This window comes from Aminiphilus circumscriptus DSM 16581, assembly GCF_000526375.1.
GTDB classification, from domain to species: Bacteria; Synergistota; Synergistia; order Synergistales; family Aminiphilaceae; genus Aminiphilus; species Aminiphilus circumscriptus.
In genome coordinates this window covers 992,224-1,005,362 of the sequence record NZ_JAFY01000007.1, presented here as the reverse complement: position 1 = coordinate 1,005,362, position 13,139 = coordinate 992,224, and the positions used below count along the sequence as shown (strand labels likewise).

Sequence of the window (13,139 nt, the reverse complement as noted above, 5' to 3'; positions counted from 1 at the left end):
GGGAGCGAGTCGAAAAAAGCCCGGAGAGACTCCCGCTCATGGCGAGGGATTTTCGATGATGACGCCGATCTCCTCCTCGCCGTCGAGAAAGACGTCGAAATTTCCCTTGTAGATGCGAATGGACGGATGATCCCCCAGCGCGTAGGGAGCCGTATCGAACCATGTTTTCGCGTAGATGTTGCCGCTCGCTCCGTCGAAGACGGGGAGATAGAGAATGTTGTCCACGTCAAGATCAAGGAAGAAGTGTGTTCCGTAGGAAAGCTCCGGAGTCATGCCGCGACTGGGAATTCCCAACTCCACAAGGCATCCGCAGTTGGAGATTTCGTTGTAGAGCGTGGGAACGCCGAGTGCCGGATTTGTGCTTCCCCATCGGCCGGGGCCGACAAGAATGTAGCGCTCTCCCTCGAGTTTCGCGTTGATCGCACCAATTCCCCGAGCGACTTCGTAGAAGTCCGCCTGTTGTCCGTAGATGTCTGGATCCACGTACACGAGATGGCTGACGTGCCGCAGAAGGCCGTTGGCGACCATGCGATTTCCCCGGAGAATGAGATGATTTTCCGGAATGTAGGGGGGGATGACGACGCGCCCCAGGTCCTCGAACGTTGAAAGTGGGCGGAGCTGGACCAGGGTGAGTTCTCCCGGATCCGATTCGTAGACCATCTCCATGTCCGCAGGCAATCCCATTTCCTGCTCGAAGAGGGCGAGAAGACGGCGGGTAGTCCTGAAAAGAGCGCCGCAGCGCCTGGGAAAATCCGCGAAGGTGAAGGCCGGGCGCGGAGTGTCCATGCCTCTGATGTCCGTGTGCAGCCAGTGGAACATATTCCCGTCGTACCATTCGATGAACGCCGGAGCGAACTTGTGATGTTTCATGATTTCCGCCAAGGCGAATTCCACGCGCCCCGTGAGGAAAAAACCGTGTTCCAGATCCACGTAGTCGAACTCTTCCTGGGAATGAGCGAAAATATCGCCCGGACGATTTCCTTCTGCGCGGAGATTCGGGTTCGTCAGGTAGAACGTCCGGGCGAAAACGCGGTCCACCGTGCGTGTTCCGAGGCCGAAACAGACGCGCATCACTCCGTCGTCCTTGTTGATTCTGGGGGAAGGGCGCCGGAAGACCTTGGAGTAGGCCGTGGCGGCGAATTCGGGATAGTACCAGGAACCGCGGCGCCTGCCGACGATGGGCTGAATGAGGACGGCCATTTTTTCGCGATGCGGTTCGATGCCATGTTTCCTCTGGTATTCCCGTGCCGAAGGATTGAAGGTGGAGGCGAAGACTTGTTTGATCGCACGCTCGATGCGTTTGAGCCGATACTCGGGAGAACCGGTGTTGCCGAAAAAGCGCGTGGCGTATTTCCCTGCGAAGGAAAGAATCGTGTCGTCCTCGAGAATGGAGGAAGAACGCACGGCAATGGGAACGGGGATGCGCTCGGAGATGGCGGCAAGCACGGGAGCGAGTGCCGGAGGAAGAAGTGCGTTCTCGAACTGTTCGAGGATGTCGTTGTAGTCGTCGCTTTGATCGACGAGTTCCCTCAGGTTGTTCATGGCCAGGAACTCGTCGAAGATTTCCGTGGAGACAACGTAGGTCAGCTCGGGAAATCCGACGAGCGATCGTACCTCCTCCGCTCCTTCCAGAGCGGCGTGGGCAAAGGCAAGCCCGCGGGCCTTGCCTCCCACCGCGCCATCTCCGATGAGCCACCCGCGCTGCCGGTAGAAGGGTTTGGGGTCGAATCTGTTGAAGGATTCCGCGCTCGTCATGATTTCCTCCTTAGTCGTTCTGTGTCCACATGTCGTTCGCCTGAAAGTGCGTCAGGGCATGAAGGATGTTGCTGCGCAGAGAGGGCTGTTCGCCGCAGAGACGTTCCACAAGCTTTTTCACTCCGGCCCGGCGGCTCTTCCCGGCGAAGGGGCAGCTCATGTCGAGAGGGTTCAGGCCGAGGCGCAGCACCTCCCGGGCGATGCGCGCTTCCTCCACGAAGACAAGGGGGCGGATGACCGTGATGCCCGTCCTGCTGTGCCACAGCTTCGGTTTGAAGCAACGGAATCGTCCTCCTTCCAGAAGGTTCAGGAAGACCGTCTCTACCACATCGTCCAGATGGTGACCGAGGGCCAGAAGATTACACGCTTCCTCCCTGGCTGCGGTGTTAAGCAAGCCCCGGCGAAGATGGGCGCAGAAGCTGCAGGGGGAACGCTCCTCCCTGGTGCGGATGATGCCGAAGATATCGTGTTCGACGAGGCGGAAGGGGATCTCAAGCCTTTTGCAGAGCGATGCAAGTGCGCCTGTGTCCAGGACCTCGCCCGTCGGGTTGACGGTGCAGGCTTTGAGCGAGAAGGAGACGGGGCTCCGTTGCCGCAGATGATGGAGGGCCAGCAGAAGGATCAGGCTGTCCTTTCCCCCGGAGAGGCCGACGAGAATACGGTCTCCCTCGGAAATCATGGAGTGGGTCGCGACGGCCTGTCCGACCAGGGAGCGGATCTTCTGCGAAAGATGCGGTTCCTCCTTCGGGGTTTCCAAGGAGTGGATCGCCTCCGCCGGAGTGGGAGCGCATGTCGGCACGTGGTTCCACCTCACAAAAAGAAGCGTGGTTGTGTCCATGAGACTTGAGACCTATACTAGATCCGGTCGGCAAGGATGCGGCAGACCGGAGGAGGTGCTTTCTTGGCGGAGCAGGAAGTGCTGAGTCATAAATTACAGGAAGTTCTCGATCATGTCGATAAGTCCTTGAACTATAGCATAGAGAGCGTGAGTATGATTCACGAGGAATCGCTGACACGCTATCAGGAGTTGCTCCAGGACCTGGACAGGGTGCAGCGGGACATTGAGGACGTGATCAAGGCCAATGACGAGGCGAACGCGGCGTACCGCATGGCGAGAAACCGTCTCGCCGAGGCGGCCGTCCGCAAAGATGAAGAGCGGCAGCGGAATGCCTACGACGAAGCGGAGCGGCTCATGCGGCTCAAGGGAAGTTTCGAGGAGCGGGAACGGATGCTCCGCGCTCGCCGGGAGGAATTGCAGCGAGATGTGAAGCACATGGAGAGCATCCTTCACCGGAGCGTGGAGATGATCCAGAAGATCCGTGTCGCCATGGAGATCATCCATTCCCGCATGGAGGATATGCAGGATGTCACGCAGAGCCTGGACGCAAAATCCCTCATGCTCGCGCTGCAGTTCGTCGAACGGGATCGCCTGCGCCTCGCCAGGGACATTCACGATGGTCCGGCGCAGCAGTTTTCCGGGGTGCTTCTCCTACTCGAGATGGCCCAGCGCCTTGAGGATCTCGGCGAGAAGAGCCGTGCGGCGGAAGAACTGGCGAAGGCGAGGAACACGCTGGGAGAGTCCCTGGGAGACATGAGAACGCTCCTGTGGCAATTGCGCCCCGTCGGCATCGGGGAAGGCCTGCGGGTTGTCCTGCAGCGATTCACCGATCAGGTGAAGGGGCGTTATGCCGTTTCCTGTGTGCTCCGCATGGAAGGAAACGATGCCCGCGTCGGCCAGCTCATCGCGGCCAATGCATTCCGGATTGTCCAGGAGGCGGTGTCGAACGCGGTGCTCAAGGGAAGAGCACGAAACATTGCTGTTTCCTGCAGCGTCGGAAATGATGTTTTGCGCCTCAAGATCGTCGACGACGGCTGTGGCTTCGATGTGGAGGCGGTTCTCGGAAAGGTCCGGAACCGCGAATGCTATGGTCTCGAGAACATGCAGGAACGTGCCCGCCTTGCGGGAGGCACGTTCCGGATCGAAAGCGAGCCGGAACGGGGAACGAAGGTGACTGTGGAGCTGCCGCTGTGGGGGGGGAACGACGATGGAAAAAATCCGCATAGTGCTTGCCGATGATCACAGGCTTTTTCGTGATGGTATGCGCCGTCTCCTGGAACTCGAGCCAGATCTCGAAATCGTCGGCGAAGCAGGTGACGGTATTGAGGCGGTGCGCGTCATCCGGGACGTGCAGCCCGACATCGTGCTTCTGGACGTCTCCATGCCCAAGTTGAGCGGTATCGACGTGGTCCGGGAACTCCGCAGCGTCCAGGAGATGAAGAAGGATCCCAAATTCGTGGCCATCACCGCCCATGACGACGAGGAATATCTCCGTTCCCTCTCGGCGGTGGGTGTGCACGGATATGTGCTCAAGTCCTCGGGAATGATGGAGCTGCTCTCGGCGGTCCGCTCCGTCGCCAGGGGCGAGCCCTACGTGGACCAGAAAGTGGCGGGGCGACTTCTCACGTCCTTTCATGCCCGGCGAGAGGAGGCGGACATCCTCGCCGATCTGACTCCCAAGGAGAAGGAAGTGCTCTATTGGGTCTCCCAGGGAATGAGCAACCAGGATGTGGCGAATCGGATGGTTCTTTCCGAGAAGACCGTCAAAAATCATGTGAGCCACGTTCTCCGGAAGCTCGATCTTCGTGACAGAACCCAGGCGGCGGTGCTGGCCTGGAAGCTCGGGCTCGCCCAGGCGGACCCGAGAGCCTTTGCCGTTGCAAGGGAGGCCCATGCGGGAGGAGAGGAATAGAACGGGCACCGCTGTCCCCCGACGGAGCCTTGTCCTGCGAGGATATCTCCAGAAGCGTTTTCGGAAGAGAGGGAGTGCACCTTGCCTCTTCCGCTGTGGGAAAAAGGCGGTCCCCCTTTGGAGCGGCATATCGCTCGCAAGGGGGACCGCCTTCGTTTTCGGGTCGTATCGGCGGATGACGGAAAAGGAGGAGACACTCCCTCGTCTGCAGAGGGGATGCCGCCGGTCTGCACTGTGGAGCAGGATCAGCTCGCGGCCTGTTGGTTTCCCGTGAGTGCCCCCAGTGTGCTTGCCAGCCAGGAATATTGCTGGTTGAGCTTTGCCAGGGTTACCTCCATCTGGCTGTACTGGTCGAAGAGACCGCGCTGTTTGATGGAAAGCTGTTGTTCGAATCTGCTGATGCGGTTGTCAATGTTGGTGATCTGCGAGTTCAGATGGCTGATCTGGCTGGCAACGCGTCCCTTGATGGTGACGGCGGAGCCGACGGCGATCTGGGAGCTGTCCACGAGGTTGCCGAAGTAGGTGTCCAGGTTGGTCATGGCGGCGGTGAGCAGGTTACCCACATAGGCAGACGTGTCCTGGACGTGGTGCGTCGCGTCCAGGGGATTCGACACGTCGATGCCGAGCTTCTTCAGGACACCGTCCGGATCCTGGAGGGTGATGTTCGCATCGATGTCCGTGCTCGCGATGGAGAGCACGTTGTCGATGATGGTGCTCCTGGCGCTGATGCGATTGCCGGACGCCTCGTCCTTGGCGAGGTTGATCTTGGCGTTGACGTCCGCCAGGGTGTCCGTGGCCTTGACGGTGATTCGGGCCTGCTTTCCGCCGACGCCGATGAGGAAGTCGCCTCCGGTGAAGTCCGTCTTCAGTTGATTGAGCGGCGTGGTGGAGCTGCCCAGGGCATCTGTCATCCACTGATCCATGAAAGGCAGGGAGCCCGGCGTGGCCGCGGCCATGAAGGCCTCCTTGTCGAAGACCAGCTTGCCGCTTTTGCCGTAATCCGTCTTTTCGGTGGAGATGCCGATCTGGGAGAGCTGCTTCAACGGGCCCAGGATGTTCAACGGGTCCGTCACGAGACGGCGGAGCTGGGACTTGGTCTGCCAGAGCAGGGAATCGCCGTGGAGAAGGCCGAATTTCTTGTAGAAATCGTCGCTCCGCTTGGGATCATCCTTGGCGAGGCTGTTCACCGCGGACTCCTCGGAGAGGCGGACGTTGATCCACTCCATGGCGTCGTTGTAGGCCGCGACGAATTCCTCGATGGATTTGACGGCCTTTTCCATGTCCGACACCACGTCCAGTGTAACTTTTCCCGGTCCCTGCAGGTTGAGGGTGACGCCGCCGATGAGATCGTCGATGGTGTTGCTGGAACGGGTCACCCGGACCCCTTCGACGAGAAGTTCCGCGTTCTGGGCGGCGGTGTAGTGGTCGGCGTCGTTGAGGTTGAGGCCGAGGGCGGCGATGATGTCGTCCCCCGTGCCGGGCTCCAGGAAGAAAACGTTCTGGTCCACCTTCGGGTTGCCCAGAGTCACCGTGAGGGCGGTTCCGTCCGCCGGGCCGGCGATCCAGGTGATCTCTCCCGTTCCGGCGTTGTACGTATAGTCGGTTCCCTCCTCATAAGTAGTGGAACCGTTGGTGATGGAGATGGACGACGGAAAAATTCCAGAGGATGGGAGCGTCAGGGTGTTCGTGGCGGCTTTAGTGATATTTTCCGTTCCGGAATACGTGACGTCATACTCGACGCCTGCGGGAGGAGTGTTTCCCCCAACGAGCCAGGTGATCTTCCCTGTGGACTGGTTATAGGTGAAGTCTGTGCCGGATTGGTACGTGACAGCGCCGTATTGGAGTTTAAGGATATCGGGAAAGGCGCCACCGGATGTCCGGAAAGGAATCTCGTCTACACTGCCGGAGCTGCTCCGGGTGAGTTTCCCTTCCGTAATGAGAGTCGTGTTCGTGCCGCTCTCTGCGCTGGAGAGGACGAGGCGGTTGTCGATAAGCTTTGAGGTGACACCCACGCTCGCTCCGCTCGCCGAATCGGTGGCCCGGGCGATCATCTGGTTGATCGTCCGCAAGCTGTCCGACGCAGCGACGCTGATCTCCGCCACCTTGTCCCCCACGCGGATGGAGAAGGTTCCCGTCAGGCCGAGCGCCTTGGAGGCGCTGTCGAAGCGCGTGCCGATACGGGTCTCCGCCACGGCTTTCTGGAGCACTTCGATGTTCCACCTGCCGATGTAGGCCTCTGTGCTGGCCGTGGCGGTGAGGATGGACGAGTTCGACACGCCCGGAGTGAGCGACGTGATTTCCGCCAGCTTCATCTTGTACGTGGAAGGCTGCTTCAGGATCGTGAGAGCGTTCCGTGTACCCTTCAGAACGGCGGAAAACTCCTCGTAGAGTTTCACCTTGAGGCGCAGGGTGTCCTGCTGAGTCTCCCAGAGTTCCACGGGTTTGCGCGCTTTTTCCATGATCTTGTCGATCATGTCTCCCCAACTGATGCCCGAGCTGACTCCTGGGATGGAAAAGAGCGGTTCTTTGTAATCTGCCATCGTGTTGTCCCTCCCCGGAAACGGCCTCGTCGATGTTTTTTCTCATGGGGGAGGCCGGAATACCCCCTATCATCCCTTGTATCGGTTACGGCGGGTCGGCTCTTGATTCGGGCGCGGGCGTTTTTCATGTCGTTTTCCCGATGTCGTTCCGTTCGCAAACTCTCGTTATTTCGGGCATGCACGCGTATTCCCGGTGCAGACATCGGTGAAAAGCCTCGGCCGTTTCCCCGAGAGGAAGTGTTTGTCTCGCGGACAAGGGTTTTCGGTTCCTTGTGGTAGAATAGTCCGCATGTCATCATGGGACATGCGGTGCGCGGAACAGACCGCCTGTTTCATGATGTATCGTGCAGGAACGAACGGAAGTTCGAGGGCGGTGTCGTCTGAGGAGGGGTGGCTTTGCGAATCTACGTGGATGACCAGGAGTGGACGGAGCAGACGTTCCCCGAAGAAAAGGACGCGCTCTGGAGAGAGATCGCCCAGCGGATCGGCCGCGAGGGACGTGTTCCCTGTGAGGTTCGGGTCGACGGGGAACTTCTTGACCAGGAAGCGTTCGCGTCTCTTTCGGGTGGCAACGAAGTGCGTATTCGGACCGAATCACTTCGGGAACTTCTGCGGGATTCTCTGGAACAGGCGAAACATTATGTTCCCGCGCTCGTAGGCGGACTTGGCGCCATTGCCGACAGGTTCGAAGCCGAAAAACCCCAGGAGGCACTCACGCTGCTCCATCAAGCGTCGGAGGGAGTGGAATGGCTGTTCAAGGTTCTCGAGAACACCCGCATGCTTTCCGGCATCGAAGAAGGGGAGATTGGCGACGGGGATTTCGCCGCGTCGAGGAATACCCTTGCACGCACGCTTCAGGCTGTCGTGACTGCCCTCGAAGAGGGGCGCTATTTTGAAACGGCCTACAAGATTCGGGAGGAGCTACTTCCGGTGGTGACGCACATGGGGACTTACGTCGACTCCATGTCTCAACTTGTGGGGAATCGTGTGCAATAGCATGGCGGAAGAAAGGGATTTCCTTCGGTGACCGTACGGAAGGGGATTGCCCTCTTTCTGGGGCTGACGGCGGCGATGAGCGCTGCCGTGCTTTTTGCCACGGCGGACAGAACGACTCTCCACCTTCTCCTCGGGGCGAAGAAGGAAGGCCTCCTCCTTGCCCTGGCGGTGGTTCTCGTGGCGTGGAGCTGTGATACACTGCGATTCTGTTGCTTCGCCAAGGCGGCGGGGGAGCGGGTTCCTCTCAAACTGGGACTCTCGCTCACGTGGCTCAATTATTTCGGTTCCGCCATCACGCCCATGCAGGGCGGCGGGGGCCCTTCCAAATGTACGTGCTCTACAAGAGAGGTGTTCCCATCGGGAAATGCGTGGCCATAACGCTCACGAGGACTCTGATCACTCTTTTCCTGCTGGGGTTCTTCGCTCCTCTGGCGCTGATCTTGCGCCCCGAGTTTTTCAGGGGACGGATTTTTATCAAGGGCGTGTTCACCTGGGTTCTCTTTTTTGTGATCTGTTCGTGGGTGCTGGTGATCTGCAGTATTCTCTATCCGAAGGTCATCAAGCGCCTCGGCAGTTGGGTCACCCTCGTTCTCAACCGCCTGGGCTTCCTCAAGAAGCGGTACAATCTCTCCATCGTCCGGCGCATCTACAAGGAGATCGACAATTACCGCGAGAACTTCCGCCTGTTCTTCTTCGGTGGGCTGCCCCACTTCATTCTCGGCATCGTTTTCTCCTGTCTGCACCTTCTCTGCCTCTTCTCCGTGCTGCCCTGCCTCATCTGGGCAGTGAGGCTTCCCGTGCATTACTTCGAAGCTCTCATGGTGCAGGCGCTTTTCATGTTCGTGCTCTATTTTGTTCCCACGCCTGGGGCGAGCGGTGTTGCGGAAGGCGGGGGTGCGGCAATCTTCAAATTGCTTGTGCCGTTGAACCTGGCGGGTGTCATGGCGATTTCCTGGCGTTTCTACACGGAATACCTGGCGATCTTTATGGGAGGTATCGTGGCGGTCAAGTTCCTGGGCTGGGGCATCACCGAGAAAATCCTGAACGAAAGCACGCGGGAAAAAGAGGAGACAAGCGAAGAGAATGCGGAAGCCCAGTGACGTCTCTGTGCGTGCGTCCCTCGGAGCGTTAGCGTTTCGCCTTCGCGGCGGAGCGTGGAGTCTTGCCTACATGGTTTTGCTCGGCCTGGCTCGCCCCACGCTCCCAAGTCTTTTGGCGGGGCTGGTTCTTGTGTTTTTTGGGCAGATGCTCCGCTTTTGGGGGGTAGGGTGCATTGTCCGCTACCGCGGAGAAAAAGTGGGTGCGGAGCGGCTGGTCACATGGGGGCCCTTTGCCTTTGTCAGGAACCCGCTGTATTTGGGCAACGGCCTGATCGGCCTCGGGTGGGCACTCGCAGGCAACACCCATGTTGGCGTTGTCTTTTTCCTCCTCCTTTTTTCCCTACTCTACATTTTGTTGATCATCCCTCACGAGGAGTGTTTTTTGGAGGACCGTTTCGGCGTCGCTTTTGCGGCGTATCGGGCAAAAACGGGCATGCTCCTGCCGAAGCGAATCCCTTCCCGGGAAGAGCTGCAGGGAACGTTCGATGTCTCCGTTCTCTGGCGGAGCGAGCGCCATTCTCTGTATGTCACTGTCCTAGGGAGCGCTCTCATCCTCTCGCGTCTCTGGTGGTAACGTCTTCGATCTCCGTCGGGCATTCAGGCGGAATCGCATCGCTCCTCAACAACAGACCACGAAAGTGCCTCGGATGGCGCACTCCGGCTGAGGTCTATCGGGAGCTGGCTCCACCTCCGTTGCGTTTGACTTGACAATCCAAGCCGGAAAAGTTCCTTTGTTCTCGATTCGGCGCGGAATCGGTGCTCGTCGGGGCATCACGCGGAGGCGATTCGTGCCGGAATAGGGGTAGGAGCGGTCTTTCCTTCCCCGGCGGTTCGTCGGGAATTCGGGTCAGATCGCTCCCATCACATGGGCAAAAAGACGTTGCCACGTCTCGTTGTACACGGTACCCGCCGGGAGCGGATTTGCGGCGACACCCTCTCGTACCGCTGTTTGGGCCACCGCTTCGGCGATGCGTGGAGCCACTTCGTCGGAGAAGACGTTCGGAAGAATGTGCTGTGGAGTAAGTCGCCTGCGATCCACCGCCGTCGCCAGGGTTTCCGCGGCGGCGAGAAACATGCCGGGGGTGAAGGTAGTGGCCCGCACGTCCAGGGCTCCCCGCATGATGCCCGGAAAAGCGTGAAGGTTGAGCATCGGATTGGCGTTTTCCCTCAAAAGTCCCGTTGCCACGACGGCGGCTCCGGCGGCTCGGGCGGCCTCGACGTCGATTTCCGGCTCCGGGAGCGCGAGGGCGAAGACGATGCTCCGGTTGTTCATGGAGGACACCGCTTCCTGGGAAATGACTCCGCCCCGGGAGGCGCCGATGAGGACATCCGCCCCTCTGAGAGCTGCCTCGATACCTCCCTTTCTTCCCTCGGGATTTGTTTTTTTCGAGAGTTCTTCCTGGATGTGGTTCATGTTCGGGTTATCCGGTCCGAGAATACCTCGGCTGTTCAGCACGGTGATGTTTTTTGCGCCAGCGGTGAAAAGTAGTTCTGCGGTGGCGATGCCCGCCGCGCCGGAGCCGCAGATAACAATGGAGATCTCGGACAGCCTTTTGTCGACGATCTCCAGTGCGTTCCACAGTCCCGCGAGGACCACCACGGCGGTTCCCTGCTGGTCATCGCAGAAGACGGGAATGTCGAGCCGGTTCTGCAGTTCCCGGACCACGGTGAACGTATTCGGGCTGGAGATGTCCTCGATGTTGATGCCTCCGAAGTTTGGAGCGAGCATCATGGCCAGGTGGACAATATCCTCCGCGTTTCTGGGCGAGTTGACGCAAAGCGGAATGGCGTTCACGTCGCCGAAAAGCTTGAAGAGCAGGCATTTCCCCTCGATGACGGGCATGCCTGCCTCGGGGCCCACGTCGCCAAGGCCGAGGATGGCCGTGCCGTCGGAAATGACTGCCACACGGTTGCCTTTTCCGGTGTATTCAAAGCATTTCTCGACGTTTTCCTGGATAGCCAATGCGGGGGCGACGCTTCCCGGCACATAGGCGAGGGCGAGGTCTTCCTCCGAATGAATGTTGATCGTAGGGTAGATCTTGATCTTTCCTTTTGCTTTTCTGTGCAATTCCAGAGAGCGCATGCGGTCGAGGGGCATGAGTGATCCTCCTTATGAACGTACTTTTAGTGATGTGTGGAACACCATTCCGCAAGGACCTGGCCGATCTGTCGGGCGGCCTGCTTCAGGACGGGGACTTCCTGGGTCAGGGCGATGCGGATGAACCCTTTTCCGTTGAAGCCGAAAGCGCTGCCGGGAACGACTGCGACGCTCGCCCGCTCGATGCAGAAACGAGCGAATGCCACATCGTCGCCTCCTCCGGGAACGTTCGTCCAGATGAACATACTCCCCCGGGGAGGGGTCACGTTCCACCCCAGGGAAGCGGCACCCTCCACGAAGGCATTTCTTCGCTCCTGATACATGGTCCGGACACCGGCGATGATGGTGTCCCTGTCGGGGTGGGTGAGGGCGCAGATGGCCGCGCGCTGGGTAGGATGGAAAAGGCCGAAGTCCATGTTGCCCTTGAGTCTGGTCAGCGCACCGACCACGTCGGCGTTGCCGAGAATATAGCCGAGGCGGATGCCTGCGAGGTTGAACGTTTTGGATACGGAGTTGAATTCCACGGCCACGTCCTTCGCCCCGGGGACTTGCAGGATGCTCGGTGCGCTCTCGCCGTCGAAGGTGAGTTCGCTGTAGGCATTGTCGTAGACCAGGACGATGTCATGGGCTCTGCAGAACGCCACGGCCTCTTCCAGAACCTCCAGAGAAGCGACGACGCCGAGAGGGTTGTTCGGAAAATTGAGCAGCAGAAATCGCGCATTCCGGGCGACATCGGAGGTGACGTCGGAAAAGTCGGGAAGAAATCCCCGCTCTTTCCGGAGAGGAAGAGCGTGTCCCGTTCCATCCACGAGAGTGGGCAGATAGTGGTAGATGGGGTATCCCGGGTCCGGAAGAATACAGGAGTCACCGTGCTCCATGAGGGCAAGCGGCAGATGGGCGAGCCCCTCCTGGGTTCCCCAAAGGGGAAGAATCTCCCGGCAGGGGTCCGCGTCCACGCCGAACCGTTCGGCGTACCAATCGCTGATGGCTTTCGGAAGGTCGGCGAGAATGAAAGGATAGCGGTAGGCTTCATCCTGCCGGCAGGCGGCCACGATCTCCTGAAGGATCGGCGGAGCCGGTGTTCTGTTCGGACTGCCCTCGCCGAGATTGATTACCGTTTCGTTCCGCGCTCTTTTTTCCGAGCAGCATCTGTTGATCATGCTGAAGATGCCTTCGTTCCCTTGCCTGGCTCGTTGGGCGATGTAGGTCATTTCCGTTCTCTCACTTTCTTTTTTCGTGACTTTGACTTTGTTGTGTTGAGGCGTTTTTTGTCGTGTCTGAGTGTTCGTGCGGTGTGGCGGTTCTCCACACGGAGGAGATTACTTGAACAGAGGCAGGATCCGCTTGAACAGGTCTGTTCCGGATTTACCCACGAGTTGGTAGACGATGGTCTCCACGGGAACGACGAGGGCGCCGCACTGGCGCATCGCGTCGAGCGCGAGCTGGTGATGTTCGGGATTTCTGCTCCCCGTCGCGTCCGCGGCGACGGCCACATCGAACCCCCGCTCCAGGAGTTCCATGGTGGTGGAAAGAACGCAAATATGGGTCTCGATGCCGCAGAGGACGATTTGGGGGCGGTTCATCGAGTCCAGCAGCTCCAGAAATCCTTCTTCGCCGCAGCAGGAGAAACTGGTTTTCTCGAAGGTGCGGTGAGAGGTGGCGGAGGTGACGATGGCCTTCAGCGTCGGAAGAGTGTCTCCCAATCCTTTGGGGTATTGTTCGGTGAGGAGTGTGGGAATGGACAGGTGCTTCATCGCCTCGGCGAGGCGATGAAGGCTCCCTCGGAGCGTTTCGCCGTTTGCAATGGCAGGAAAGAGCTTCTCCTGCACGTCTATGAGAAGGAACATGGTTTTTTCGGGAGTGAACACGCATGGTTTCACGGCTGAAATCCCTCCTTGGC

12 protein-coding genes are annotated in these 13,139 nt (G+C 59.2%); 6 read left to right on the top strand and 6 right to left on the bottom strand.

Annotated features, from left to right (window positions below; genetic code table 11):
- Nucleotides 1-36: 36 nt before the first annotated feature.
- A complete protein-coding gene (locus K349_RS0115700) occupies nt 37-1,755 on the bottom strand; it encodes a PEP/pyruvate-binding domain-containing protein (RefSeq protein ID WP_029166686.1) in 1,719 nt (572 codons plus the stop codon).
- A gap of 10 nt (nt 1,756-1,765) precedes the next feature.
- Complete coding sequence (locus K349_RS0115695; protein ID WP_029166685.1) at nt 1,766-2,512, bottom strand: tRNA 2-thiocytidine biosynthesis TtcA family protein; 747 nt, start codon at nt 2,510-2,512, stop codon at nt 1,766-1,768.
- A gap of 144 nt (nt 2,513-2,656) precedes the next feature.
- Between K349_RS0115695 and K349_RS0115690 the strand changes: the two genes are divergently transcribed.
- Nucleotides 2,657-3,832, top strand: coding sequence for a sensor histidine kinase (locus K349_RS0115690; RefSeq protein ID WP_029166684.1), 1,176 nt, complete (start codon nt 2,657-2,659; stop codon nt 3,830-3,832).
- The gene (locus K349_RS0115685) at nt 3,801-4,505 is read left to right on the top strand and encodes a response regulator (protein WP_029166683.1); all 705 of its coding nucleotides are present in this window, start codon (nt 3,801-3,803) and stop codon (nt 4,503-4,505) included. Before K349_RS0115690 ends, K349_RS0115685 begins: the two co-directional genes overlap by 32 nt.
- A gap of 245 nt (nt 4,506-4,750) precedes the next feature.
- Here K349_RS0115685 and fliD read toward each other — a convergent pair whose 3' ends face one another.
- A complete protein-coding gene (fliD, locus tag K349_RS17520; protein ID WP_029166682.1) occupies nt 4,751-7,045 on the bottom strand; it encodes a flagellar filament capping protein FliD in 2,295 nt (764 codons plus the stop codon).
- Between the two features lie 396 nt (nt 7,046-7,441).
- Here fliD and K349_RS0115675 point away from each other — a divergent pair, with 396 nt between their 5' ends.
- The 4 genes from K349_RS0115675 to K349_RS0115665 are packed head-to-tail and all read left to right on the top strand — an operon-like array spanning nt 7,442 to nt 9,715.
- Nucleotides 7,442-8,041 (top strand): hypothetical protein, encoded by a 600-nt coding sequence (locus K349_RS0115675; protein ID WP_029166681.1) that lies wholly within the window; start codon nt 7,442-7,444, stop codon nt 8,039-8,041.
- A 27-nt stretch (nt 8,042-8,068) separates the two neighbouring features.
- Nucleotides 8,069-8,419, top strand: a complete 351-nt coding sequence (locus tag K349_RS19810; RefSeq protein WP_245588079.1) for a hypothetical protein — start codon at nt 8,069-8,071, stop codon at nt 8,417-8,419.
- Nucleotides 8,368-9,141 carry a lysylphosphatidylglycerol synthase transmembrane domain-containing protein gene (locus tag K349_RS17515; RefSeq protein WP_245588078.1) on the top strand — a complete coding sequence of 258 codons (774 nt, stop codon included), beginning with the start codon at nt 8,368-8,370 and terminating at the stop codon, nt 9,139-9,141. The genes K349_RS19810 and K349_RS17515 overlap by 52 nt, the downstream gene beginning before the upstream one ends.
- Nucleotides 9,125-9,715 carry a methyltransferase family protein gene (locus tag K349_RS0115665; protein ID WP_029166680.1) on the top strand — a complete coding sequence of 197 codons (591 nt, stop codon included), beginning with the start codon at nt 9,125-9,127 and terminating at the stop codon, nt 9,713-9,715. Before K349_RS17515 ends, K349_RS0115665 begins: the two co-directional genes overlap by 17 nt.
- Nucleotides 9,716-9,988: 273 nt before the next feature.
- Here the strand turns inward: K349_RS0115665 and K349_RS0115660 are convergent, their stop codons facing one another.
- The 3 genes from K349_RS0115660 to K349_RS0115650 form a co-directional block, all read right to left on the bottom strand.
- The gene (locus tag K349_RS0115660) at nt 9,989-11,239 is read right to left on the bottom strand and encodes an NAD(P)-dependent malic enzyme (protein ID WP_029166679.1); all 1,251 of its coding nucleotides are present in this window, start codon (nt 11,237-11,239) and stop codon (nt 9,989-9,991) included.
- Between the two features lie 26 nt (nt 11,240-11,265).
- Nucleotides 11,266-12,450: an aminotransferase class I/II-fold pyridoxal phosphate-dependent enzyme gene (locus tag K349_RS0115655; protein WP_034265835.1), complete on the bottom strand. Its 1,185-nt coding sequence runs from the start codon at nt 12,448-12,450 to the stop codon at nt 11,266-11,268.
- Nucleotides 12,451-12,558: 108 nt separating this feature from the next.
- Nucleotides 12,559-13,119, bottom strand: a complete 561-nt coding sequence (locus tag K349_RS0115650; protein ID WP_029166677.1) for an isochorismatase family protein — start codon at nt 13,117-13,119, stop codon at nt 12,559-12,561.
- Between the last annotated feature and the right edge of the window lie 20 nt (nt 13,120-13,139).